Source organism: Haloferax gibbonsii ATCC 33959 (genome assembly GCF_000336775.1).
GTDB lineage: Archaea > Halobacteriota > Halobacteria > Halobacteriales > Haloferacaceae > Haloferax > Haloferax gibbonsii.
Window position 1 is genome coordinate 18791 of sequence record NZ_AOLJ01000007.1, and the last position, 23885, is coordinate 42675.

A 23885-nucleotide genomic window follows, 5' to 3' on the forward strand; every position below is an offset into this window, starting at 1 on the left:
CGGATTGTCATTGCATTTCTTTCAAAAGTACCACTCTCGCCGTCTCGATGAAGCGGGTGAACGCTAGAAAACCACGAGGATTACTATGCACACCGACCTAACGGCTGTTTCTGGTCGCGTTAAACGAACATCGAAGTCTTGCTGAACTCTCCCGCTATAGTAGCGTTTGCAACTGGTTACACATCCAATCGCACGACAGCGTGCGATTGAGTGTGCATTGACTTGCAAACGCTACTATAGTCTTGCACCTCACTTGTGACAGAAACTGGGGACGAAAACCAGTCGGAGAATACATCACCGGCCGCTGTTCAGTACGACTCCAAACCTCAGCACCAATTGAGAACGTCAAAAAGCCGGCCAGTTCAACCTGCCTCTCGATTCGGGCGACCCAGCCCCGCCTATCTCAGTCGTCTCGCGCGTCGTCGATGACGTTCGAGAACTCGCGGGCCGTCTCGGTGATGACCTCGAAGTCGCCGTTTTCGATTGCTTCGCCGTCCATGAGCGCGCCGCCCGCGCCGACGACGACCGCGCCGGCGTCGACGTAGTCCGCGGCGTTGTCGAGGCCGACGCCGCCGGTCGGCATCATCGGAATCTGGGGGAGCGGCCCCTTCATGCTCTTGAGGTGGCCGGGGCCGAGCGAGGAGGCGGGGAAGACCTTCACGAGGTCCGCGCCCGCGGAGTACGCGTCGACCGCCTCGGTCGGCGTCATGATGCCCGGCGCGACGAGCGTCCCGTAGCGGTTGCAGGTCTCGACGACGCCCTCGTCGAAGTTCGGCCCGACGACGAACTCCGCGCCGGCCTGGATGGCCGCGTTGGCGGTCGGCGCGTCGAGAACGGTCCCGGCTCCGACGATGGCCTCGCGGTCCGAGAAGGACGCCGACACCTCGCGGATGAGGTCCATCGCGTCGGGGTTGTCGGCCGTGATTTCGTAGGCGGTGACGCCGCCCTCGTGGAGCGCGTCGGCCACGTCGATGATGGTGTCCGCGTCCGCGCCGCGCATCACCGCGACGACGCCGCTGTCGGCGAGTCGTTGCATGTCCTCGTGTACGTCGAGTGCGACCATTGCTGTCTCGACGTTTACTACAGATAGTATTAAATTGGGGGCCTCGCGGCATCGTTTCGCTCGCGACCCGCGGCCGCCGTCACCGACCGCGTCGACGCCCGTGACAGTCGTGTCGGTTGTCACCACACGACACTCTCAAATCCGCTGGGCGCTAACCCGAGGTAAGCGACGCCCCGGCGGTATGTGCCGCCCCGTCGTACCACCATGCCAACGTATCCCGATTTCGAAGCGCTGTACCGCGACGTCATCCCCTCGGTCGTCTCCGTCTACGTCGGCGGCCGCCGTCGGCCCGGCGGGGCGGGGAGCGCCTTCGTCTACGACGACCGGCATCTCGTCACCAACGAGCACGTCTCTCGGCTCGCCGACGCCGCAGACGCCGGCCGGGTCGAACTCCGCTTTGCCGACGGGTCGTGGCGCGTCGGCGAGGTCGTGGGCGCGGACGCCTACACCGACCTCGCCGTCGTCGCCGTCGACGACCTGCCCGAAGACGCCGCGGCACTCCCGCTGGCGACCGAGAACCCCGCGCCGGGACGGTCGGTGGCCGCGCTCGGCAACCCGCTGGGGCTCGACGGCTCCATCTCCGCGGGTATCGTCTCCGGGGCGAACCGGTCGCTTCCCACCTCGAACGGGTTCGCCATCCCGGACGTGGTCCAGACGGACGCACCCATCAACCCCGGGAACTCGGGCGGGCCGCTCGTCGGATTCGCCGCCCCCGAGGGCGACTCGCCCGCCGACGGCGGCGACACCGCCGACCCCGGCTACGAGGTCGTCGGCGTCAACCGCGCTAAACAGGGCGACAACATCGGCTTCGCCGTCTCACCCGTCATCGCCAACTGCATCCTTCCGGCCCTCGTCGCCGACGGCCGCTACCGCCACTCGTACCTCAGGGCGCGCACCCTCGACGTGACGCCGACCGTCGCCGAGGCGAACGGCCTCGACGCGCCTCACGGCGTCCTCGTCGTCGACGCCGCCGGTGCCGACAGTGACGAGGGGTTCCTCCGCGGCTGTCACGAATCGGCCGACTACCGCGGCGCTTCGATTCCCGTCGGCGGCGACGTGCTCGTCGCCATCGAGGGCAACCCGGTCCGCACCCACGAGGAACTGATGCGCTACCTCATCACCGAGACGCGACCCGGCGAACCGGTCGCCGTCGGCATCGTCCGCGGGGGCGACCCGCTGACGCTCGTCGTCGAACTCGACGAGCGCCCCGCCGTCGACCGCGACGACCGGACCGACAGGGACGGCGGCAGTCGCATCCCCGTGGAGTAAGCGGACCGCGGCCGGACCAGAGAATAGAATTTTGACAGTTCCGGACGAACGTGCGACTGTGCCTCCGACATCGACGACCCTGACCGACGGCGGTTCGAACGTCGTCCCGCCGGACAAATCGCTGTTCGCCGAAATCGCGCCGCTACGGCTCGCCGTCGGCGTCGTTTTCTGCGCGTTCGCGGTCGGCGCGGTCGCGCTCGGCTGGCTCCCGCCGACGAGCGTCGACGTTATCGGCATCGCGCTCCTCTGTGTCGTCTTCCTCGCCGGGGGGTTCGTCCCGTTCAACGAGACGCTCGCGTTCTACGTCGCGCAGGCCGCCGCGTTCCTCGTCTGGGGCGCGCTCCGGCTTGCGGTCGACGGCTTCGACGTGATTCCGCTCCTCTTGGGCGCGGCCGGGGCCGTCGGCCTCGCGGTCTACGGCCGGCGGGCGCTCCGCGACGGGTTCAGAGCGTTGGTCTGAGCCGGGGTCGACTCACTCCCTGACGGTCAACACCGGCACGTCGGCGAGCCTGACGACCCGCTCCGTCGTACTCCCGAGAACCGCGTGTTCGAGACCGGTCCGTCCGTGCGTCGCCATCACCACGAGGTCCGCGTCGGCCTCGGCCGTCGCGTCGAGTATCTCCCGGTACGGCACGCCGATTCTGACCGCCGTCTCGCAGGGGACGCCCGCGTCCGCGGCGAGCGACGCGACCTCTTCGACGGCCATCTCGGCGTCGTCGCGGAGGCTCGCCCGCACTCGCTCGACCGGCACGTCGGAAGCGGTCCACAGTCCGAGGTCGGCGGTGTCGATGACCGCGAGGGCGTGAATCGACGCACCGTAGACGCCCGCGAGGTCGATAGCGCGACGGGCCGCCGCGCGGGAGCGGGCGCTGCCGTCGGTGGGGACGAGGACGGTGTGGTACATGTCATTCTGTTGGTGTTCGAGCGGTATCGCTTTTCGCCTCGACGACGCGGCCGTCGGGTCGGCGCGGTCGCTCGGCGGGTCGGGTGACGGAGAACGGAGGCCAGCGGAGCCGGTCGTGCGGTCGGTGCGAACGCTCAGATACGGGTTCGGGGCCGGGGAGCGACCTGCCGGACGCCCGCGGCGGCCGCGACGAGCAGGCCGCCGAAGAGGACGGAGACGAGGAGTTCCGGCGCGACGGTCAGGCCTTCGATACCGCCGAACGTTGCGAACAGCGCGTAGCCGGCGACCGCCGTGAGGACGATGCCGATGACGACCGCGAGGCCGATTCCGGCCTTCATCAAGTCGAGGTTGCTCATGATCGCTTGTACCTACGCGAAACGACCGAATATAAACGGAGACTGCTTCCCAGCGACCGGGAAACGAAGCGGTCGTCTCCCACGCTATCGCGGGGGTTTTATGTCGATACGGCGGCCGTCGCGTGGAGGAGTTCGCGGCGGCGATACAGAAAATCAGGCGTCGAAACGAGCGCTCGGTCTGTCGAAGCGTTGTTCGAGTCGTCGGCTACGCCGCCGACTCCGACCCCTCGCCGTAGAGCCCGTACAGCACGAACAGCAGGGCTAAAAAGAGGAACTCGATGACCGCCACGGCGATGAGCGGGAGCTCGACGTTGAAGAAGCCCGCCACCGTGCGCAGTTCGATGGCGACGGGGACGCTGAACGCGATGAGGATGAGCGCCCGCGCCTTCGTGAGCTTCACGCGACGACCCCCCAGAGGGTGTTGAACGCGCTCGTGACCGTCGTCATCACGAGGTCGAAGCCGGCCGAGACGGTCGCCGGAACGGGCAGGCCGCCGCCGAACAGCCCGCCGCCGTTCTGGATGATGCCGGCCAGCGGGAGCGTGTACGCGAGCACGACGAGCACCGCCGCGATACCGGTCCACATCGCGAGGTTGTCGAGGATACGCGGGCTCCCCTCGGGCCCCGAAAGCGGCTCGGGGAGGTACGAATCGACCGGCCGGTCGGACTCCTCGCCGAGCGAGGTCAGGAGGATGTTGAACAGGAACAGCACCACCGACAGGAACAGGAGCGTCCCGCCGAGGGCGATCTGCACCCGAAGCTCGAAGATGCTCCCGATGGGCGTCAGGAACTCGAAGTTCTGGTACTGCGGTTCGGCGGTGCGCCGCGGGATGCCGGCGAGGCCGGCGCGGTGCATCGCGTTCGACATGAACACCATGCCGACGAACCACATGATGACCTGCAGGAGGCCGATGGGACGGCTGTAGAGCTTCGTGCCCGTGACCTGCGGGACGAGCCAGTACGAGCCGGCCATCATCGTCAGCGCGACGGCCGTGCCGACGGTGAGGTGGAAGTGCCCCGGCACCCACAGCGTGTTGTGGATGAGGTAGTTGATGTTCATCCCGGCGTTTATCATGCCCGAGAAGCCGCCGGCGGCGAACATCGCACCCGCGAGGGCCATCCCGGTGAAGGCGGGGTCGCGCCACGGGAGCGCGCCGAGCCAGCGGAGGTAGCCCTCACCGCCGCGCTGGCGCGCGCCGTGTTCGACGCTGGCGACGACCGTAAAGGCCGTGAGCAGCGACGGGAGGAGTAGGAACATCGTGTTCGTCATGGCGATGAACTTGAAGCCCTCCGCGATGCCCGGGTCGAGGTACTGGTGGTGAATCCCGACCGGGGTCGAAAGCAGGAGGAACAGGAGGAACACCACGCGTGCGAGCGGGTCGCTGAACAGGCGACCGCCCGCGAGTTTGGGGAGCACGGTGTACCAAAGCAGGTACGCCGGCATCAGCCAGAAGTAGACGATGGGGTGGCCGAAGTACCAAAAGAGCGTCCGCGTCAGAAGCGGGTTGACGCTCTCGATGAGGCCGAGCGACCACGGGATGAGGAAGAACACCACCGAGACGGCGACGCCGAGGGTGGAGATGTACCACATAATCATGGTCGTGAGGACCATGAACGTCTGCAGCGGGATGCGCTCGTCCGGGTGGTCCTTTCGCCACGCGCGGTAGGAGAGGAACCAGTCCGCGCCGGAGAGCCACGTCCCGACGATGAACATCGCGAGCCCGATGTAGAATATCGGATGGGCTTGGAGCGGCGCGTAGAACGTGAACAGCACGTCCGCGCTCATGCCGAGGTTCGGGACGAAGCCGCCGAGGATGGCGATGGTGGCCAGAACCGCGCCCGTCGTCATCAGGCCGACCCACGCCCACGAGAACAGCGCGCTCTCGGCGGGTCGGTCGAGGCTTCTGGCGACCGCCCAGTGGAACACCCCACAGAGGAAGAAGATGGTGAAGACGATGGCGAGCAGCACGCCGTGGCCCGTCAGCATGGTGTAGTAGTCCGCCGAGTCGATGACGCGGAGGACGTTCGTGCGGTGGAGCGCCTGGACGAGGCCGAAGAAGGCACCGATGCCGAGCGAGACGAACGCGATGAGGAAACTCGCCTTGATGATCGCCGCCTCGTCGGGGAACTTATCGACGAACTCGCCGCCGCCGCCGGATGCGGTCGCCATCAGTTCTCAGCCTCCCCTTGTGCCTGTTGCTGGTCGTACCAACTGTCGAATTCTTCCTGTTCCATAACCACAATCTTCCCTTCCATCACGTGGTGGCCGGAGCCACAGTACTCGTTGCACAGCATCCCGTACTCGCCCGGCTCGCCGAACTCGACGGTGAACTCCGCGACCTGCCCGGGGATGGCCATCGTGTTCGCGTTCGTGCCGACGACCTCGAAGCCGTGGATAACGTCGGCGGCGGTCACGTGAAACGTGACCGTGCTGCCGGCGGGAACGCGGAGCGGTTCGGTCGTGCCGGGTTCGAAGACGAACTGGCGAGCGACGACGTACACGTCGTAGCTGTTCTCGCCGTTGCGTTCGATGCCGGGGTCGCCGAACTTCGGATGCTGGTCGAGCGTCGCCGGGTCGACCGTTCCGCCCTTGTCGTCTATCATATCGATACCCGCGCCCGCGGCCCCGTAGGTAATCGTCCCGATGAACCCGACGATGAGGACGAGCGCCAGCGCCAACCAGAGTTTCTCGTAGGCGTGAATCTCCATCTATCCCACCACCGTGAGACCCCGTCCGAGGAACTCGACGAAGTACATGAACACCCACATGCCGATGAGAATCGCCATGTAGATGAGGACGATCACGAGCGTCCCGACCGGGTCGAAATCGTCGTGCCCGAGTTCGCGAACGATGCCGTCGTCGGCCGTCCCGACGATGGAGTCGACCGGGGGGTCTGCCTGCCCGGAATCACCTTGGGAATCCGCGTTTGCTGGCACGCCTCCGTCGGTGGAAGTGCGCGCGGCAGAGGACGCGGCTCCCTCTGCTGTCGAATCAACGGCCATACCCGGTCATGAGGAAGAACGGGACTTTAACGCAACACCCCATTCCAACGCGGTGGGAATGGGCGAAATCAGAAACACCGTGGTCGCGAATGGACCGGTATGGAACTCACGCCACGACGCGCCGGAACCGTCGCACTGCTCGCGCTCCTGCCAGCGGTCATCTTCGGCGTGACGAAAAACCCCCTCGCGGGCGTCGTCACGGCCGTCAACGTGCTCCTCATCTCCGCGGTCATCTACTTCCTGATGAGCCCGACCGAGGGCGGCCACGGTCACGACGGCGACGGCGACGCCGAGACCGACGGCGAACACGCCGCCTGAGATGGACGGCGGCATCTCGCTCGGACTGCCGGCCGCGACGCCCGAGGCCGTCGCGTTCCTCCTCGTGGGCCTCTTCGGCGGGGCGCACTGCCTCGGGATGTGCGGCCCGCTCGTCAGCGTCTACGCCGACCGCCTCGCCGACCGCGAGGGCGTCGACCGCCGGTCGCTCACCGTCCGACAGGTCCGGCAACACGCCCTGTTCAACGTCGGCCGAGCGCTGAGTTACGCGGCCATCGGGGCCGTCTTCGCCCTCGTCGGCGGCCTGTTTTTCGACGCGTTCGACTCGGTCGCCGCCGTCGGGAGCGGCGTCCGCGCGACGACCGGCCTGCTCGTCGGGGGCGCGATCATCCTCACCGGCGTCGGCTACCTCGTCGGGCAGTCGGCCGCCATCGACCGGTTCACCCCGACCGCGGTGACGCGCCTGTTCGGCCGCGTCAGCGGGTGGGCGACCGCCCGGGTCGATAGGCTCGTCGGCGGCCCGCGAATCCTCGGCCTCGGGGCGATTCACGGCCTGCTCCCGTGTCCCATCATCTATCCGGCGTACCTCTACGCCTTCTCGACGGGCGAACCGCTCCGGGCCGCCGCCCTGCTCGGTCTGCTCGGCCTCGGGACGATTCCGACGCTGTTCCTCTACGGGACGCTCCTCGGGCGCGTCTCGGCGCGGCGGCGGGCGACGCTCCACCGGGCGCTCGGGGCGGCGTTCCTCGTCCTCGGCTACATCCCGCTGTCCCACGGGCTGATGCTTCTGGGCGTGTCGGTCCCGCACCTTCACGTGCCCTTCTACCAACCGTTGTGACGATGTCGACCACGACGCGGTCCCGCGGGTCGGCCGGCGCCGGGAGCGACGCCGACGCCGAGGGCTGTGACCTCTGCGGACTGCCGACGCCGACGCCGCCCGTCACCGGCGACGACGTGTCCGGCGAGTTCTGCTGTCGCGGCTGTCTCGAAATCACCCGCGCGCTCGGCGACGCCGCGAGCGCCGACCCGGAGACGGTCGAGCGCGAACTCGCGGGCGGGGCCGACGAGGTGCCCGACGACGCCGAGCGAACGTACATGGCCGTCGACGGGATGCACTGCGCCACCTGCGAGGCGTTCGTCTCTGGGACCGCGCGGACCTGCGAGGGCGTCTACGCCGCGGAGGCCAGCTACGCCAACGACATGGTCCGGGTCACCTACGACCCGGAGACCGCCGACTTGGACGGCCTGTCGGGGACGCTCGCGCGCTACGGCTACGGCACGCGCGACCCCGAGGAGCGCGAGGCCGCCGAGCGGTCCGACAATCAGGTCGCCCGGTTCGTCATCGGCGGCGGCGTCTTCGGCATGATGGTGATGCTGTGGTACGTCCTGTTTCTGTACCCGACCTACGTCGGCGTCCAACCGGTCGTCGAACTCGGCGTGTTCGACGGCATCTACATCCTCGGCAACATCTGGGTGATGACCTCCATCGTCCTGTTCTACACCGGCTTTCCCATCCTCCGCGGGGCGCTCGTCAGCCTCCGCGCCGGCCAGCCGAACATGGACCTGCTCGTCTCGCTGGCGGCGACGAGCGCCTACGTCTACTCGACGGCCGCCGTCCTCGTCGGCGAGACCCACGTCTACTTCGACGTGACCGTCGCAATCATCCTCGTCGTCACGCTCGGCAACTACTACGAGGACCGCATCAAGCGGAAGGCCGCCGGGATGCTCTCGGACCTCGCGGCCTCCCGCGTCTCGGAGGCCCGGCGGCGAGTCGCCGGCGATGCCGACGGCTCCGGCGACACCGCCGTCGAGATGGTCGCGCTCGACGCGCTCGAACCGGGCGACCTCGTGGAAGTCCGGCCGGGCGAGCGCGTTCCGGTCGACGGAACCGTCCGCGAGGGGACCGCCGCGGTCGACGAGGCGCTCGTCACCGGCGAGTCGATGCCGCGGACGAAACGCCCCGGCTACGACGTGCTCGGCGGGACCGTCGTCACCGACCGCCCGCTCGTCGTCGCGGTCGGCGAGGACGCGACGAGCACGCTCGACCGGCTGGTCGAACTGCTCTGGGACATCCAGAGCGCCCGCTCGGGCGTCCAGCGCCTCGCCGACAAACTGGCGACCATCTTCGTCCCGACGGTGCTCGTCCTCGCCGCCGTCGCCTTCGGCTGGACGCTGTTCAGCGGCGGCACGCCGACGGACGCGCTCCTCGTCGGTCTCACGGTCCTCATCGTCTCGTGTCCCTGCGCGCTCGGCCTCGCCACGCCGCTGGCGGTCGCCTCGGGAATCAAGGAGGCCGCGAGTCGGGGCATCGTCGTCGCCTCCGAGGCCGTCTTCGAGGCCGTCCCCGACGTGGACGTGGTCGTCTTCGACAAGACCGGGACGCTCACCGACGGCGACATGGCGGTCCTTCGGGTCGTCGGCGACGAGACCGCCGCAGTCGCCGCGGCCGCCGCGCTGGAACGCTTCTCCGCCCACCCGCTCGCGACCGCCGTCGTGGAGGCGGCCGAGGACGCCGGCGCGTCGGTTCCCGAGGTCTCGGCCGATGGCGTGACCGTCCACGACCGCGGCGTCTCGGGCGAAGTCGACGGCGAGCGCGTCGTCGTCGGCCACCCCGACCTCCTCCGCGACGAGGGCGTGACGCTCGCGCCGGTCCACGAGACCGCCGTCGAGGCCGCCCGCGACGAGGGCGCGGTCCCGGTCGTCGTCGGATGGGCCGGGCGCTCTCGGGCGGTGCTCGTCGTCGGCGACGAACCGCGGGCGGCGTGGGACGACGTGGTCGCCGCCGTCGCCGAGGGGGGCCGCCGCGAGGTCGTGGTGCTCACGGGCGACTCCGAGCGCGCCGCGCGACGCTTCCGCGACCACCCGGACGTGACAGACGTGTTCGCGGGCGTCCCGCCGGAGGCGAAAGCCGAGACGGTCGAGCGCCTCCGAACCCGGGGGACCGTGGCGATGGTCGGCGACGGGAGCAACGACGCGCCCGCGCTCGCCGCCGCCGACATCGGCATCGCGCTCGGCACGGGGACGGACATCGCGGGCGACGCCGCCGACGCGGTGCTCGTCGGCCGCGACATCGACGCGATACCCGAGGTGTTCTCGCTTTCGGCCGGGGTGAACCGCCGCATCCGCGGCAACCTCGCGTGGGCGTTCGGCTACAACGCGGTCGCCATCCCGCTGGCCGCCCTCGGCGTGCTCAACCCGCTTTTCGCCGCCGTCGCCATGGGCACGTCGAGCCTGCTCGTCGTCGCCAACTCGGCGCGGTCGCTCGACTGAGACACCTTCTCGAGACGGTCGCCGAAAGCGGACCAATCAAGTCGCTCCGTCCCGTCGGGAACGATAATGACAGACGACCCCTTCTCGCTCGCCGTTCCGGAGGGGTGGACCGTCGAGACCGACGTGGACACCGACGAGGCGAGCGCTAAGACCGTCTACGAGTCGCCCGACTCGGACCGACGCGTCACCATCACCGAGTTCGCGCGCGGGCTGACGCTCTACTGGTGGGTCGACATCTTCGCGTTCGCCGACGGGGAGTGGCACCGCCGGGAGGTCGGCCTCGGCGACTCCTACCGAGACGCGGACGCCGTGAGCGACGCCGCACAGGACGCGCTCGACCGACTCTCGGTGTCCGGCGAGCGGGTCGAATCGATAGCCGACGACTGATTTATCACGGCCGCCGCACGACCGGCAGACATGTATCTCGTCGCCTACGACGGCTCCGCGCTGGCGAACGCAGCGCTCGACAGGGCCGCGCGGTTCGCATCGGCAACCGGCCACGACGTGCTCGCCGTCGCCGTCGTCCCGGACGATTCGAAGTACGCCGTCGAGGCGGGATGGGTCCCGTCACGGGAGGTCTTCGACCGCCAGACGGTCGTCGGGGAACTCCACAAAACCGCGGTCGACATCGCACCGTCGGCGTCGTTTCGGGCCGTGTCGGTCGGTCGAAACCCAGCCCCGGGGAACATCGTCGCGGAACTCAAAGCGGTCGCGTCCGAGACTGACGCGAGCGTCATCTTCGTCGGCAGCGGGAACGCTGGCCGCGTCATCGTCCCGCTCGTCAGCGTCGGCGGGAACGTCGCGAGCGACGACTCCCACGACGTGCACATCGTCCGCCACGCGTCCCCGGAAATCCACAGACGGTTCCCGAAGTCGCACTTCTATCTCCCCTGAATCCCCGACCCGTCGTCCAGCGAACTCGCCTCGCGCACCACCGTTTCATGTGTCGCGGCCGCGAACGTCACGTATGCGAGATATCAGGTACGTCTACACCGTCGGGACCGACCCCGAGACCGTCACCGAACGGCTTTCGAACGCCTCGTCGGGCGTGCTGTCACTGGCCGACGGCGGGCGCTCCTACGCGATTCCCGCGCACGTCTCCTACGACGCCGACGGCGGTCGACTCCTGTTCCGCCTGACCGACGACGGGCGAAGCGAGAAGTTCGCGTTCATCGAGGAGACCGAGGAGGCGACGTTCGTCTGCTACGAGGACGCGGGCAAAGACTCGTGGAGTATCATGGCCCGCGGGCCGATTCGCGTCCTCCCGGACGACGAGCGCCCCGACGCGACGACTATCAACGAACTGTTCGGCGGCGTCCGGGTGTTCGACGAGGAGGTCGACGACCTCGAGTTCCACCTCGTCGAACTCGAACTCGACGAGCTGACGGGCCGCGAAACCGCCAGATAAGCCGCCTCGCGGCCGAGCCCCGCTCCCCGCTGGCAGGAGCCATCGCGGTGCGGTAGAAAGAGCCCTCCGGGACCGGGAGCCGGGTCAGTAGAACCCGACGACCGGCTCGTCGGCGGCGAGCGACGTCGCCACCACTCGGTCGACGCGCGGGTGTTCACAGAGCCACCTGGCGATTTCCTCGGCCGTCTCGGCCAGTCGCTCGTCGTCGACCATGTTGAGCACCGGGACGACCCGCGCCGTCTCGGGCACGTCTTTCATCCCACCGCAGTCGTTCGACAGCACGGCGGCCACGTCCCACTCGGATATCGGGTCGCCGACGGCCGTGCCCGACACGTCGGAGACGAGTTCCGGTCGGTGGACGCGCTCGTCGGAAAGCGGCTCGCCGACGACCCGGACGCTGGCGACCGGGCAGACGAGGTCCGCCGTGTCGGGGAGTTGCGGTTCGTCCTCGCCGGGGGCTTTCAGCCAGCGCGACCGCGCTCCGTCGGCCTTGACGAGCACCACGTCGTCGGTGGCGCGCGCGACTCGGTCGACCGTCGCCGGGTCGTAGCCGCGGTAGCGGTCGGAGCGCTCGCGCTCCGGAACGACGCCGAGCGGGCGGGTCGGCGTCTCCGCGACCGCAGTCTCGGGGTCGTCCGTGACGATGACCTCGGCGACCTCGTCGTCGAAGATGGGGATGCGGACGGTGCTCGTGACCACGCCGTCGAGGTCGCGGGCGAGCCGGTAGAGAAGCGACTTCTTGCCACCCGCGCCGACGGCGCAGACGAGGTCGTCGGGGCCGATGCCGAGCGCGTCGGCGAGCGTCGGGGGCGATGTAGACGACGCGAACGGTTCGTCAGTCATCGGCGGCCACCTCCGGCTCGACCGCCACGCGGACGGCGCTGTGTTTGTACTCGGGAATCTTCGCCACCGGGTCGAGCGCGTCGCCCGTCAGCCGGTTCACGAGCGGGTCGGCGTAGTGGAACGTGGCGAAGACGGTCCCGCGGCGGACCGCGGGCGTCACCTCGGCCGCGACCGTGACACCGCCGCGGTCGTTTTCCACGCGCACGGTCGCGCCGTCTTCGATGCCGCGAGCGGCGGCGTCGTCGGGGTGAATCTGTAGGGAGTCCTCGCCGCGCATCCGCATCAGCACGCCCGACCGCCGGGTGAGCGCGCCGCTGTTGAAGTGTTGGAGGACCCGCCCCGTGATGAGTACGAGTTCGCCGTCGGCGGCGGGGTCCGCCGGGTCGACGTGTTCGACCACCCGGAACGGGGCGGTCTTCGACCCGGATTCGAACGCGTCGGCGTGGAGAATCGCCGTCCCCTCGGTCGCGCCAACCGGGAACGGCCAGCGCTGGCTTCCCGTGCCGATGCCCTCGTAGGACATGCCGGCGTAGATGGGCGTCACCCGCCGGAGTTCGTCGAAGACGCCCTCGGGGGTCGCGGGCGCGTCGAGGCCGGCCACGCGGGCGGCGAACTCCCGGAGGATATCGAGGTCGGCGCGGGCGTCCCCCGGCGGCGCGACATTTCGGTTCATCCGGATGACCTGTCGGTCGGTGTTCGTCACCGTCCCCGACTTCTCGGCCCAGACGCTCCCGGGAAGCACCACGTCGGCGAACTCGGCCGTCTCGGTCGGGAACACGTCGTGGACGACGCAGAAGTCGAGCGCCTCGAACGCCTCGCGGACGCGGTTCGCGTTCGGCTCGGTCACGGCGGGGTTCTCGCCGAAGACGTAGGCCGCTCGCACCTCGTCGCCGAAGCGGTGGGTCGCTTCGACCTCCGTGAGTCCCGGCAGGGCGGGCGGTTCGAACCCCCACACGTCGGCGACGGCGGCGCGGGCGTCGTCGTCGGTGACGGGTCGATACCCCGGCAGGACGTTCGGAAGCGCGCCCACGTCGCCCGCGCCCTGCACGTTGTTCTGCCCGCGGAGCGGGTTGACGCCGGTGCCCGCCTTCCCAACGTTGCCGGTCAGGAGCGGGAGGTTGATGAGCGCCTGCACGTTGTCGGTGCCGTAGTGGTGTTGGCTCATTCCCATCCCGGTGAAGATGGCCGCGCGGCCCGCCTCGCCGTAGGCTCTCGCGGCGGCGCGGAGGTCGTCGGCGTCGACGCCGGCGCGCTCGGCTTCCGCGTCGATATCGAGTCCCGAGAGGTGCTCGCGGAGCGCCTCGAACCCCGTGGTCCGCTCGGCGACGAACGCCTCGTCGACCAGTCCCTCCTCGACGACGACGGCGGCCATCGCGTTGAGAAGCGGGATATCGAATCCCGGCCAGACCGGGAGGTGGATGTCCGCCGCCTTCGTCGTCTGGTTCTCGCGGGGGTCGACGTGAATCATCGTCGTCCCCGACTTGAGCGCCGGAAGCAGGTACGACCGGAAGATGACCGGATGCTGTTCGGCGGGGTTCGCGCCGGTCACGAGGAACACGTCGGCCTCCCCGAGGTCCGAAAGCGAGTTGGTCATCGCCCCCGCGCCGAATCGGTCGCCCATCGCCGCCACCGTCGAGGCGTGACAGAGCCGCGCGCAGTTGTCGATGTTGTTCGTCCCGAGCGCCCGCGCCGCCTTCTGGAGCAGGTAGTTCTCCTCGTTCGTGCAGTTCGACGACGAGAAGAAGAACACCGAGTCGGGGCCGTGGTCGGCGACGGCGCGCGAGAACTCGCGTTCGATGCGGTCGAACGCCTCGTCCCACGTCGCCTCGACGAGCCGGCCGTTCACTCGCACCAGCGGGGTGGTCAGGCGCTCGTCGTGTTCGACCACGTCCCACGCCGCGGCTCCCTTCGGACAGAGTTCGCCCCGCGTGTTGACCGGGCCGTTCCACCCGACGGCGCTCCCCCGGTCGGCGTCGTAGCGGATGCCGCAGCCGACGCCGCAGTACGGACAGACGCTCTCGTTCGGTTCCGCCACCCGATTAGACACGCTGACACACCACACACATGGTCGAACGTGTGGCCCGAACGATATTCATCGTACCGCCGGCTTCGGCGGCGTGAAAATCGCCGGTGGACATACGTCCGCTCGTGTCGTTCGGTCGAACCGTGCACGAGCAGGCAACCGCGCATCGGGAGTCGGAGGACGCGAGCGGACGCGAGGACGTCCCGTGGCACGCGCTCGAACGCGAGGCGGCGCTGGAGCGACTCGAATCGAGCCGCGAGGGCCTCGACACCGACGAATCCGTCCGCCGACTCGACGAACACGGTCCGAACGAACTCGCCGACGAGGAGGGCGTCTCGCCGTTTTCGCTCCTCGTCTCGCAGTTCACCGGGCCGCTCATCCTCCTGCTTTTCTTTGCCGCCGGGCTCTCGCTCGCCGTCGGCCTCCTACCCGGCCGCGACCCGGGCTACACCGACGCGGCGCTCATCCTACTCATCCTGCTCGGAAACGGCCTGTTCGGCTTCGTGCAGGACTACCGCGCCGAACAGGCGCTCGCGGCGCTCCGGGAGATGGCGACGCCGGACGCGACGGTTCGACGCGGCGGCTCGATTCGGGCGGTCCCCGCGACCGAGGTCGTCCCGGGCGACGTGGTCGTCCTCGAAGCGGGCGACGCCGTCCCCGCCGACGCCCGCATCATCACCGCGGCCGACTGCCGGGCCGACGAATCGACGCTGACCGGCGAGAGCGTCCCGGTGGACAAGGCGGCCGACCCCGTCGAGGCCGACGCGGCGCTTGCCGACCGGGGGAGCGTCCTCCACGCCGGGACCACCGTGGTCAGGGGCCGCGCCGAGGCCGTCGTCGTCGCCACCGCGATGGACACCGAACTCGGGGCCATCGCCGACCAACTCGGGCAGGCCCGCCAGCGCGAGACGCCGTTCGAAATCGAGGTGGACCGCCTCGGCCGCCGCATCGGCGTCGGCATCGTCGCGCTCATCCTGCTCATCGCGGCGGTCCAGCTGTTCCTCACCGCGACCGACCCGGTGGTCGTGCTCCTCGTCGCCGTCACGCTCGCCGTCGCGGCCGTCCCCGAGGGCCTCCCGGCGGTCGTCACGCTCACCCTCGCGCTGGGGTCGCGGACGCTCATGGAGCGCAACGCGCTCGTCCGCAACCTCGCGGTCGTCGAGAGCCTCGGCGCGGTCGACTACATCGTCACCGACAAGACCGGCACGCTGACCGAAAACCGCATGACCGTCACCCGCGCGTGGCTTCCCGACGACCGGACGGTCGAACTGGACGGCGGTTCGGCGTCGGCCGGGACGGCCTCCGGAGACGGCGGCGCGTCGACCGCGGCCGACTCAGTATCCACGGCCGACTCGGCATCGGCGACCACCGCGGACCCGGAACCCAACTCGGACCCGGCGCTCGCGGCGCTCCTGTCCTGCGGGGCTCGCTGTAACGACACCAAGGAACTCGACGACGGAGCCCACCGGGGCGACCCCACCGAGGTCGCGCTCGTGAACGCCGCCGCCGACGCGGGCCTCGACGGCTCGCGCGACCCCGACGAGAGGCTCCGCGAAGTCCCCTTCACCTCCGAGCGAAAGCGCATGTCGGTCGTCGTCGACGCGTTCGACGCGCCCGGCGACGGCCCCGTCGCGCTCGTGAAGGGCGCGCCCGAGGAAATCGTCGCGCGGTGCGACCGCGTCCTCGTGGACGGCGAAATCGAATCACTCACCGACGAGCGCCGCGAGCGCGTCGAAGCGACCGTGGCCGCCTTCGCCGACGACGCCCTCCGCGTGCTCGGGTTCGCCTACGCGCCCGGTGCGGACCCCGACGACGACGACGAGACGCTCGAATCGGGACTCGTCTTCCTCGGGTTGCAGGGCATGACCGACCCGGCGCGCGAGGGCGTCGCCGAGGCGGTCGCCGACTGCCTCGACGCCGGGGTTCGGGTGACGATGGCGACCGGTGACACCCCGCGGACGGCCCGCGCCATCGCCCGCGAGGTCGGCATCGACGCCGACTCGGTCGTCACTGGCACCGAGGTGGCCGCCATGGACGACGAGGAACTCGGCCGGGTCGTCGAGGAGACGAACGTGTTCGCCCGCGTCGCGCCCGAGCACAAGGTCCGCATCCTCCGGGCGCTCCAGGACGCGGGCTACACGGTCGCGATGACCGGCGACGGCGTCAACGACGCGCCGGCGCTCGGCAACGCCGACGTGGGCATCGCCATGGGCGACCGCGGGACGCAGGTCGCACAGGGCGCGTCGGACGTGGTACTCCGCGACGACAACTTCGTCACCATCCGGGACGCTATCGCGGAGGGCCGCGGCATCTTCGACAACATCCGCAAGTTCGTCAACTACCTGCTGTCGGCGAACGCCGGCGAGGTGTTCGTCGTCTTCCTCGGGACGCTCCTCGGCGCGGCGCTGTTCCCCGCGGTGTTCGCGGCCGAGTCGGCGCTCGTCATCACGCCCGTCGCGCTCCTGTGGCTCAACCTCGTCACCGACGGCTTCCCCGCGCTCGCGCTCGGCGCGGACCCCAAGTCGGACGACGTGATGCGCAGGCCGCCGCGCCCGCGCGACGAGGGCGTCCTCGACCGCCGGACCGTCGCTTCGATTCTCGGCATCGGCGTCGCGCTCACCGCGACCGGACTGGGCGTGTTCTTCTACGCGCTCTCTCGGTCCGGCGACCTCGTCGTCGCCCAGACGGTGCTTTTCACCTTCCTCGTCACCGCCGAGTTGGTCCGCACGCAGTCGGTGCGGCTCCGCTACCGGCTGTCGCCGCTCTCGAACCCGTGGCTCCTCGGCGCGGTCGGGCTGTCGCTCGCGCTCCACCTCGTACTCCTCTACACGCCGGTCGCGGACCTCTTCGGCGTCGTCCCGCTCGGGCTCACCGAGTGGGGCTGGGTCGCGGGCGCGTTCGTCCCGTTCCTCGCCGCGAACCTGTGTCTGGTGTGGCTCAACGACCGGCTGTTTGCCCAGTGAGCGACCCGAGCGCGCCCATGAGCCGGTCGCGGTAGAGGTAGCCGAGGACCGACGCACCGAGCAGCGCGCCGACGAAGACCGCGGTGAGTTCGGCGTTGCCGTCGGCGGCGGCCGCGCCAGCGAGGTTCACGAGCAGGAAGCCGGGGAGCCGACCCACCGCCGCGACGAGGACGACCCTGCGGACCGGGATGTCGGTGAGGCCGGCGGCGAAGCAGATGGCGTCGTCGGGGAGGCCGGGAACCAGAAACACGAGAAAGAGGACGGCCAGCCCGTGGGTCTCCATCGCGTCGTCGAACACCGAGAGCGCGTCGGCGGTGACGACGCGTTCGACGTACGGGCGACCGAGAGACCGCGCGATTCCGACGGCGAGCGCCGTGCCGAGGACGATGCCGACCATGCTGTAGACCGTCCCCCAGAGCGCGCCGAACAGGTAGCCGCTGGCGAACCCGAGCGCCTGTCCGGGGATGGGCGCGACGAGGACCTGCGCGATCTGCACGCCGACGAACGCGAGGGGGGCGAGCGCGCCGAACCCGAGGAGCCACGCCCGCAGCGCGGTCGGGTTGGCGAGAAACGGGAAGCGGTCGACCAGCGTCGTGCCGGCGAGCGCGACGACGGCGACGACGACGGCGGCGAGCGCGAGCGTCCGCCACCGGTCGCGCGGCGACTCGAACAGTTCGGGGACGGATAGCACGGATGGCCCCTCGCACGCCGCGGAGAAAAACCCGGCGCGGGAGCGTTTTTGTGTCGAGATGACGTAGGAATAATCGTGATGGATACGATTCTCGTCGCCGTCGACGGCTCGCCGCTGTCGAAGCGAGCGTTCGAACAGGCCCTCGCGCACGCCGATTCGACGGTCGTCGCCCTGCACGTCATCGACCCGACGGACCCCGGCTACAGCGCGCCGCTCGACGTGGATATCAGCACGGAACCGCTCCACGGCTCCGAGGAGTGGTACGAACGCGCCGACGAACTCGCGGCCGACATCTTCGACGAACTCGCGGCGCTGGCCGACGGGAGCGGCGTGGAACTCCGGACCGAGACCCTCCGCGGCGACCCCGCGCGGACCATCGTCGACTTCGCGCGCCGGGAGGGCGTCGACGCCGTCTACCTCGGCGGCCACGGCCGCGCCGGCGAGACGGACCTGCTGTTCGGCAGCGTCGCCGAGTTGGTCTCCGGCCGTGCGCCGATGAGCGTGATGGTCGTCCGCTGAGGGTCGCCACTCACGCCTCACGGCTCGTCTGCCAGTCCCGAGCGACGCACCTCACTCGTCGTCGTCAGCCGGCGGCACGCACAGCACCGGAACGTCAGAGAGCCTGACGACCCGCTCCGCGACGCTTCCGAGCAGGTATCGCTCCAGCCCGCTCGTCCCGTGGGTGCCCATCACCACGAGGTCGATGCCGCGTTCCTCGCCGTAGTCGACGATTGTCTCGTGCGGCAGGCCGACCCGAATCTCCGTCTCGACGGGCACGTCGCGGTCGGCCGCCAAGTCGGCGACGACGCCGACGGCCGCCTCCCCGCGCGTCCGGGAATCGCCGTCGTCGACGGGCGCGTCCGCGTGTCCGGTCCGAACGTCGACGACGTAGAGGACGTGGAGCGCGGCCCCGTAGGTCGCCGCGAGGTCGACCGCGTACTCGGCGGCGCGGACCGCGTGGTCGCTGCCGTCGGTCGGGACGAGGATGTGGTCGAACATGCCGTCACAGACGCGCGCCGAGCGAATAAAACCGAACCCGGTCGCCCGGGCTTCGGCCTCCGGTCACCTCACGGCCGACCGAAGCCCCGCCACCACCGTCTCGATTCCCGGCCACCGGGAAGGAAGAGTCCGCCTTATGTCCGGAGCGAGCGTATCGTAATCCGGGTGGTGAGGAGCATGCAGACCGACCAACAACGGAGGGTAGAACTGTGGATTCGTCCGATTCGGGACGGCCTCGGCGAGGAACACCAGACGCTGGTGGTCCGACTCGAACGGCTCGCGGACGAAGGGCTCGTCGACGACGTGTGCGTCCGGACGTGGGGGCGCGAGGTGGATGTCGAGTCCGACACCGCGCCGACGAAGCGAGACGCGGTCGTCCGCGAGCGACTCGCCGAGTGTCGGCTGTGGGCGCGAACGGAAGGGGTCGCGCTCCCGACGCTCGACGAGCGGGCGACGGTCGGGTCGGGCCGGATGGGCCCCGAACACGACGCGGTCGTCCTTCCGCCGACGCTGGGCGTCGTCTTCCGCGACGACGAAATCGAGGCCGTCTATCCGCACGAGCGAGACGATGGGACTCGAACGCTCGCCGACTGGGTCGAGACCGCCGAGTCGTTCCTCGGTATCGACCGCGAGCACGTCGAGGTGTAAGCGGGGACGAGTCTCCGACTCGTGGCTACGAAAACAACGCCACCCGGTCGAGACGGTCGATTTTCGAACGATGTGTTCCGCGAGAAACGTCGCCATCGACGGACGCGATTCCGGCGGCGTACGCCCGAATCACTCGCCCCAGACTCGGTACCGGAAGTGGGCCCGGGCAAGGCCCGACCGTGTCAGAGGCACCCCACTCGAACGACGACTGTCGTCGAGAGTGTGGGCGAATCATCGTTTCCTCGCCAGTCATCTATACTTGGTCCCTGATACATCAGGGTCGTATATACGTCCGGGGCGAAGCGTCACCCTTACTCGGAGCCGTGTAGTGGTGGGGGTATGAACGTCCCCTGCGTCCGCGTGCCCCGCGAGTCCGGCGAGGCGGCGCGCCGGCGCCTCGCCGACGCCGGCCTGCTCGACCACGACCACGAGATTACCGTCGCCGAGGGGACCCTCTACATTCCCGTCGTCGACGCCGACGCCGTCCCCGACGACCTGACGGTCGTCGACTACGAGCCACCCACCCGCGAGACGCAGACCACGCCCGCCGACCTGCTCGGCTTCGAACCCTCGTACGAGCGACTCGGCGACATCGTCATCCTCGACGAGGACGACCCCGACCGCGCCCGCGACATCGCCGACGCCATCGTCGCCTCGGACCTCAAGGCCGAGACCGTCGTCAACCGCGCCTCGAAGGTCAAAGGCGAGCTCCGCGTCCGCGACTGGGACGTGCTCGTCGGCGACTCGACCGAGACGGTCCACCGCGAGTACGGCCACGAGTTCCGGCTCGACATCGACACCGTCTACTTCTCGCCGCGGCTGGCGACCGAGCGCCACCGCGTCGTCGAGGCGATTCGCGAGGGCGAGCGCGTGTTCGACATGTTCGCCGGCGTCGGCCCCTTCGCGGTCCCCGCCGCCGCCGCGGGCGCGGAGGTCGTCGCCTGCGACCTCAACGAGGCGGCCGTCGAGTACCTCCGCGAGAACGCCGAGCGGAACGACGTGGCCGACCGACTCACCGCGATTCACGGCGACGTGCGCGAGGTCGCCGCCGACTACGAGGGCTGGGCCGACCGACTCATCATGAATCTCCCGCACAGCGCCAGCGATTTCCTCGACACGGCGGTCCGCCTCGCGAGCGACGAGTGCGTGATTCACCTCTACGACATCCAACACGAGGACGACCCGTTCGGACCGGGACTGGCCGCCGTCCGCGCCGCCGCCGAGCCGGCGTACGAGGTCGAAGTCGTAACCGAGCACGTCGTCCGGTCGTACGCCCCCCACGAGTACAACGTCTGTCTCGACGTTCGCCTGACGAAGCGGACGTGAGCGGGCTGGTGCCGAACGGCAGACACCGGGTTGATTCGCAAGTCTTAATTACGTAACCGGGGTACGGAAGAATGCGTTCGAAAGCCCACCGCGCCGGTGTAGCTCAGCTGGCAGAGCGATTCCTTCGTAAGGAATAGGCCGAGGGTTCAAATCCCTCCACCGGCTTCTACTGATTCCTTCACCATCCCACAACTCAACCCCGGAGACGAACGTCTCCGGTTTGGGGGTGGTCTCGCGTGACCGNCCCTCCACCGGCTTCTACTGATTCCTTCACCATCCCACAACTCAACCCCGGAGACGAACGTCTCCGGTTTGGGGGTGGTCTCGCGTGACCGTCGACTGTCCCGCGTGCGGTCACGAGAGTAAGGTTCGATTTCGCTGTGAGCGCTGTGGATACGACCTCGTCGAGGTGGACCGCTGATGACCGAGGACGGCGGCGAGGTCATCGCGGAGTTCTCCGTCCTCGACGATGCAGACCTCGTCACTTCGAACGACGAGGACACCGTCGCGTCCGCTGTTGATACCGGATACGAACCCGGTTCGACCGTCGACGACGAGTCGGTCGATGTCGAGTTCGAGATGCCGGAGTTCGTCGCCATCTGTCGGTACTGCCAGACGAGCTTCAAGACCGAGGACGCCGCGCTCGAACACGAATGGAACTGCGACCTGGAGCCGACCGGCGAGTGTCGCTTCTGTGGCGGCACCCACATCCGGAAGGACGTTCGCGAGGATCACTTCTACGCCTGTTCGGAAGCGGAGGCGCACGAGCGCCGACAGAAGCGTGGCGTCCGGGCGCGGACGATGCGCGGACAGGACTCGAAGACCGCCGTCTCGGGCCTACGGAAGTTCCTCCTCCCGCAGCCGCACGAGTTCTCGGCGTACCTGAAGTGGAGTGACTCGCTGTCGACCTACTTCGGACTCGTCTCGCTGTACAAGATGCACGACTTCGAGGAGTACGGGAACCTCCGCGCCGGAATCGAGTTCGGTGGCGAGGAGTGGAACGTCGAGTTCGGCTACGCCGACAACCCCGGCCTCGCGACGCCCGACGAGGGAACCGACCTTGGTCGATGGGACTGGCGACTCGAGGATGTCCCCGAGTTCCTCATCCGGGTCTATCCCGCGGCCTACCAGTCGTTCAACGACGCGAAAGACGAGAACCGGAAGCGCGCGTACTTCCGCGTCCGACCGCGCTGGCCCGGCATCACCTCGAAGAGCGGGACGAACATCCCGAACCCGCACAACATCCTCGGCGTCGACGTCGAGACGCGCGGGAGCTACTTCGAGTTCGACCAGTATCCGGCCGTCCTGTTCGAGGCGCTCCGTGAGCTTCGCGAGCGGCAAGAGGAGTTCGGCTGGAACTCGTTCACGGGTATCGACTACCGGGCGCTCGATCCCGACGAAGTACACCAATCGTCGAACATCACCGACGCCGAACTGTACGTGCGCGGCAAGAAGGGTGAGACCGGCAAGGTGTTCGCGCTCGACGGGACGCTTCACCGGATTTCGATGATTCTCGGCCGCGAGCGACGCGGGTACTCGAAGAGCGTTCGCGACGACCGCGAATGCGCCGGCTACTACCACACGGCGACGATCTGCGCGATGCGTGCGGCCGAGGTCGTCGGTGGACACGAGCTGCCGAAGGAGTTCAAGCACTACCACATGCGGAACCCTGAGGCAGTTGCTGGGACCGAACTCGAGAACCCGAAGATCGGTGTCTCCTACCAGAACTCGCTGTACGACGACACCCTCCGGTTCTCTGATGTTGACCAGCTTCACAAGGAACTCGAAGAGGGGCTGCTGAACGTCCTGAACTGGTCGGACTTGCCGGTGACGCCGGACCACCAGCAGTACGTCGCGGACGACTACTTCAGCGTCGACGGCGAGGCGCGCATGGTCAAGGTCATCGACAACCCGCTGCCGCGTATTGCGCAGCAGCAAGACGACGAAGTCCGACTGTTCGCCGCCGCGAACAACCTCTACGAGACTGACGTGTCGATTGCCGACGAGCTGGTGACCGACGGCGGCCAGATCTCGCCGGCCAACCTCGCCGAGCGAATTGGCGTCCACATCGATACGGTGTATCGAGCGCTGAAGCGCCTCGGTGATCTGGTCATTCACGAGTACGGTCACGTCGAACTCGCCTCGAAGCACATCGCCGAGGGAATCGTCGAACACATCGAGTCTGCTCGGCGCTCGGTCTCGGCAACCCTCGAAGAGGCGACGGACGACATCATCCGCGCCGATACGTACGGCGATGGGAACGGTCCGTGGGAGCGCTGGCTTCGTAACTACGTTCGCGACCGGCAGGACGACCGCGAGGATGGTCGTGAACTGCTCGAACTCGCACCGCAGGCGACGCGTAAGGAGGTCAAGCGTATTCTCCGAACCGGCGCTGCGAAGTGGGCAGAGGTGACCGGCAACGAGATGAAGCAGTTCTCTGGTCGCTTCGCGGTCGTCGCCGACGCGTACGATTCCACTGGAAGAGTCACCTACAGTCTGGGTAAGCTGCGTCAGCTCGTCGGCTGACGCGCCGTCTTCCGAGTGGCGACGCTGTTTTTTCGGTGAGAATGCGGAGTATTTTGCAGTATTTTCAGGAGGTTGTCGTTCGAAAAATTCTGGCGCTGTCTCGAGTCCACAGCGACCGCGACCGCAGACACTTCGAATCAGGGGGGGCCCCCCTGATTCTGCGTTAGCTGTGTGGCTAAAGAGCCACACTCCAAGATTACTTCCGTGCCCTTCGGGCACTCCAGATGAAACACATGAAATGGGGGTCGCCGCGCCTACTCGGCGCGGCTTGTTCGACATAAGGTCCTTTTTGCTATATTGTATCAGCAACTGAAGCCT

At 68.6% G+C, this 23885-nt stretch carries 24 protein-coding genes and 1 tRNA gene; 14 read left to right on the top strand and 11 right to left on the bottom strand.

Annotated elements, in window-relative coordinates; all coding sequences use genetic code 11:
- Positions 1–403: 403 nt before the first annotated feature.
- Entirely contained in the window at positions 404–1063 is a 660-nt protein-coding gene (locus C454_RS02490) for a bifunctional 4-hydroxy-2-oxoglutarate aldolase/2-dehydro-3-deoxy-phosphogluconate aldolase (protein WP_004972338.1), read from the bottom strand.
- 204 nt (positions 1064–1267) lie between these two features.
- Here C454_RS02490 and C454_RS02495 point away from each other — a divergent pair, with 204 nt between their 5' ends.
- Positions 1268–2332 carry a S1C family serine protease gene (locus C454_RS02495; RefSeq protein WP_004972342.1) on the top strand — a complete coding sequence of 355 codons (1065 nt, stop codon included), beginning with the start codon at positions 1268–1270 and terminating at the stop codon, positions 2330–2332.
- Positions 2333–2390: 58 nt separating this feature from the next.
- Positions 2391–2792: a hypothetical protein gene (locus tag C454_RS02500; protein WP_004972343.1), complete on the top strand. Its 402-nt coding sequence runs from the start codon at positions 2391–2393 to the stop codon at positions 2790–2792.
- Positions 2793–2804: 12 nt separating this feature from the next.
- Here C454_RS02500 and C454_RS02505 read toward each other — a convergent pair whose 3' ends face one another.
- From C454_RS02505 to C454_RS02530, 6 genes are all read right to left on the bottom strand, one after another.
- Positions 2805–3236 (bottom strand): universal stress protein, encoded by a 432-nt coding sequence (locus C454_RS02505; RefSeq protein ID WP_004972344.1) that lies wholly within the window; start codon positions 3234–3236, stop codon positions 2805–2807.
- 134 nt (positions 3237–3370) lie between these two features.
- On the bottom strand, positions 3371–3592 hold the full coding sequence (locus tag C454_RS02510) for a hypothetical protein (protein WP_004972345.1): 222 nt from the start codon (positions 3590–3592) through the stop codon (positions 3371–3373).
- A 205-nt stretch (positions 3593–3797) separates the two neighbouring features.
- Positions 3798–3992 (bottom strand): hypothetical protein, encoded by a 195-nt coding sequence (locus tag C454_RS02515; protein WP_004971074.1) that lies wholly within the window; start codon positions 3990–3992, stop codon positions 3798–3800.
- Positions 3989–5761 (bottom strand): b(o/a)3-type cytochrome-c oxidase subunit 1, encoded by a 1773-nt coding sequence (locus tag C454_RS02520; protein ID WP_004972349.1) that lies wholly within the window; start codon positions 5759–5761, stop codon positions 3989–3991. The genes C454_RS02515 and C454_RS02520 overlap by 4 nt, the downstream gene beginning before the upstream one ends.
- Complete coding sequence (locus tag C454_RS02525; protein ID WP_004972350.1) at positions 5761–6300, bottom strand: cytochrome c oxidase subunit II; 540 nt, start codon at positions 6298–6300, stop codon at positions 5761–5763. The genes C454_RS02520 and C454_RS02525 overlap by 1 nt, the downstream gene beginning before the upstream one ends.
- Positions 6301–6528 carry a hypothetical protein gene (locus C454_RS02530; protein WP_004972352.1) on the bottom strand — a complete coding sequence of 76 codons (228 nt, stop codon included), beginning with the start codon at positions 6526–6528 and terminating at the stop codon, positions 6301–6303.
- A gap of 165 nt (positions 6529–6693) precedes the next feature.
- Here C454_RS02530 and C454_RS02535 point away from each other — a divergent pair, with 165 nt between their 5' ends.
- The 6 genes from C454_RS02535 to C454_RS02560 all read left to right on the top strand — a co-directional run bounded on the left by C454_RS02535 (position 6694) and on the right by C454_RS02560 (position 11548).
- Positions 6694–6912, top strand: a complete 219-nt coding sequence (locus C454_RS02535; RefSeq protein WP_004972354.1) for a hypothetical protein — start codon at positions 6694–6696, stop codon at positions 6910–6912.
- Position 6913: 1 nt separating this feature from the next.
- A complete protein-coding gene (locus tag C454_RS02540; RefSeq protein ID WP_004972355.1) occupies positions 6914–7708 on the top strand; it encodes a sulfite exporter TauE/SafE family protein in 795 nt (264 codons plus the stop codon).
- A gap of 2 nt (positions 7709–7710) precedes the next feature.
- Positions 7711–10140 carry a heavy metal translocating P-type ATPase gene (locus tag C454_RS02545; protein WP_049904923.1) on the top strand — a complete coding sequence of 810 codons (2430 nt, stop codon included), beginning with the start codon at positions 7711–7713 and terminating at the stop codon, positions 10138–10140.
- Positions 10141–10206: 66 nt separating this feature from the next.
- Positions 10207–10527, top strand: a complete 321-nt coding sequence (locus C454_RS02550) for a hypothetical protein (protein WP_004972360.1) — start codon at positions 10207–10209, stop codon at positions 10525–10527.
- Positions 10528–10557: 30 nt separating this feature from the next.
- Positions 10558–11034 (top strand): universal stress protein, encoded by a 477-nt coding sequence (locus C454_RS02555; protein WP_004972363.1) that lies wholly within the window; start codon positions 10558–10560, stop codon positions 11032–11034.
- Between the two features lie 73 nt (positions 11035–11107).
- Positions 11108–11548: a pyridoxamine 5'-phosphate oxidase family protein gene (locus C454_RS02560; protein WP_004972367.1), complete on the top strand. Its 441-nt coding sequence runs from the start codon at positions 11108–11110 to the stop codon at positions 11546–11548.
- Positions 11549–11632: 84 nt separating this feature from the next.
- Here the strand turns inward: C454_RS02560 and yqeC are convergent, their stop codons facing one another.
- Together yqeC and fdhF are read right to left on the bottom strand one after the other, a co-directional pair.
- A complete protein-coding gene (gene yqeC / locus C454_RS02565) occupies positions 11633–12391 on the bottom strand; it encodes a selenium cofactor biosynthesis protein YqeC (protein ID WP_004972368.1) in 759 nt (252 codons plus the stop codon).
- Positions 12384–14426, bottom strand: coding sequence for a formate dehydrogenase subunit alpha (gene fdhF, locus C454_RS02570; protein ID WP_004972370.1), 2043 nt, complete (start codon positions 14424–14426; stop codon positions 12384–12386). Before fdhF ends, yqeC begins: the two co-directional genes overlap by 8 nt.
- Positions 14427–14521: 95 nt before the next feature.
- Here fdhF and C454_RS02575 point away from each other — a divergent pair, with 95 nt between their 5' ends.
- Positions 14522–17377: a cation-translocating P-type ATPase gene (locus C454_RS02575; protein ID WP_004972371.1), complete on the top strand. Its 2856-nt coding sequence runs from the start codon at positions 14522–14524 to the stop codon at positions 17375–17377.
- Here the strand turns inward: C454_RS02575 and C454_RS02580 are convergent.
- A complete protein-coding gene (locus tag C454_RS02580) occupies positions 17352–18068 on the bottom strand; it encodes a TVP38/TMEM64 family protein (RefSeq protein WP_004972373.1) in 717 nt (238 codons plus the stop codon). The two genes, C454_RS02575 and C454_RS02580, sit on opposite strands and share 26 nt — an antisense overlap.
- 78 nt (positions 18069–18146) lie before the next feature.
- Between C454_RS02580 and C454_RS02585 the strand changes: the two genes are divergently transcribed.
- On the top strand, positions 18147–18587 hold the full coding sequence (locus C454_RS02585; RefSeq protein WP_004972377.1) for a universal stress protein: 441 nt from the start codon (positions 18147–18149) through the stop codon (positions 18585–18587).
- A 51-nt stretch (positions 18588–18638) separates the two neighbouring features.
- Here the strand turns inward: C454_RS02585 and C454_RS02590 are convergent, their stop codons facing one another.
- Complete coding sequence (locus C454_RS02590) at positions 18639–19067, bottom strand: universal stress protein (protein ID WP_004972379.1); 429 nt, start codon at positions 19065–19067, stop codon at positions 18639–18641.
- Positions 19068–19244: 177 nt separating this feature from the next.
- Here C454_RS02590 and C454_RS02595 point away from each other — a divergent pair, with 177 nt between their 5' ends.
- From C454_RS02595 to C454_RS02610, 4 genes are all read left to right on the top strand, one after another.
- Positions 19245–19715 carry an HTH domain-containing protein gene (locus C454_RS02595; protein ID WP_004972383.1) on the top strand — a complete coding sequence of 157 codons (471 nt, stop codon included), beginning with the start codon at positions 19245–19247 and terminating at the stop codon, positions 19713–19715.
- 339 nt (positions 19716–20054) lie between these two features.
- On the top strand, positions 20055–21041 hold the full coding sequence (locus tag C454_RS02600) for a class I SAM-dependent methyltransferase (protein WP_004972385.1): 987 nt from the start codon (positions 20055–20057) through the stop codon (positions 21039–21041).
- 92 nt (positions 21042–21133) lie between these two features.
- Positions 21134–21206 (top strand) — tRNA-Thr (locus C454_RS02605).
- Positions 21207–21461: 255 nt separating this feature from the next.
- Positions 21462–23567, top strand: coding sequence for a DUF7845 domain-containing protein (locus C454_RS02610; RefSeq protein ID WP_004972389.1), 2106 nt, complete (start codon positions 21462–21464; stop codon positions 23565–23567).
- Positions 23568–23885 lie beyond the last annotated feature (318 nt).

Coding starts and splice junctions, on each gene's coding strand:
- C454_RS02520 (WP_004972349.1), bottom strand. CDS start 5,761: ATGGCGACCGCATCCGGCGGCGGCGGCGAGTTCGTCGATAAGTTCCCC.
- C454_RS02510 (WP_004972345.1), bottom strand. CDS start 3,592: ATGAGCAACCTCGACTTGATGAAGGCCGGAATCGGCCTCGCGGTCGTC.
- C454_RS02535 (WP_004972354.1), top strand. CDS start 6,694: ATGGAACTCACGCCACGACGCGCCGGAACCGTCGCACTGCTCGCGCTC.
- C454_RS02525 (WP_004972350.1), bottom strand. CDS start 6,300: ATGGAGATTCACGCCTACGAGAAACTCTGGTTGGCGCTGGCGCTCGTC.
- C454_RS02505 (WP_004972344.1), bottom strand. CDS start 3,236: ATGTACCACACCGTCCTCGTCCCCACCGACGGCAGCGCCCGCTCCCGC.
- C454_RS02560 (WP_004972367.1), top strand. CDS start 11,108: ATGCGAGATATCAGGTACGTCTACACCGTCGGGACCGACCCCGAGACC.
- C454_RS02590 (WP_004972379.1), bottom strand. CDS start 19,067: ATGTTCGACCACATCCTCGTCCCGACCGACGGCAGCGACCACGCGGTC.
- C454_RS02495 (WP_004972342.1), top strand. CDS start 1,268: ATGCCAACGTATCCCGATTTCGAAGCGCTGTACCGCGACGTCATCCCC.
- C454_RS02490 (WP_004972338.1), bottom strand. CDS start 1,063: ATGGTCGCACTCGACGTACACGAGGACATGCAACGACTCGCCGACAGC.
- C454_RS02540 (WP_004972355.1), top strand. CDS start 6,914: ATGGACGGCGGCATCTCGCTCGGACTGCCGGCCGCGACGCCCGAGGCC.
- C454_RS02550 (WP_004972360.1), top strand. CDS start 10,207: ATGACAGACGACCCCTTCTCGCTCGCCGTTCCGGAGGGGTGGACCGTC.
- C454_RS02555 (WP_004972363.1), top strand. CDS start 10,558: ATGTATCTCGTCGCCTACGACGGCTCCGCGCTGGCGAACGCAGCGCTC.
- C454_RS02585 (WP_004972377.1), top strand. CDS start 18,147: ATGGATACGATTCTCGTCGCCGTCGACGGCTCGCCGCTGTCGAAGCGA.
- yqeC (WP_004972368.1), bottom strand. CDS start 12,391: ATGACTGACGAACCGTTCGCGTCGTCTACATCGCCCCCGACGCTCGCC.
- C454_RS02595 (WP_004972383.1), top strand. CDS start 19,245: ATGCAGACCGACCAACAACGGAGGGTAGAACTGTGGATTCGTCCGATT.
- C454_RS02545 (WP_049904923.1), top strand. CDS start 7,711: ATGTCGACCACGACGCGGTCCCGCGGGTCGGCCGGCGCCGGGAGCGAC.
- C454_RS02600 (WP_004972385.1), top strand. CDS start 20,055: ATGAACGTCCCCTGCGTCCGCGTGCCCCGCGAGTCCGGCGAGGCGGCG.
- C454_RS02610 (WP_004972389.1), top strand. CDS start 21,462: ATGACCGAGGACGGCGGCGAGGTCATCGCGGAGTTCTCCGTCCTCGAC.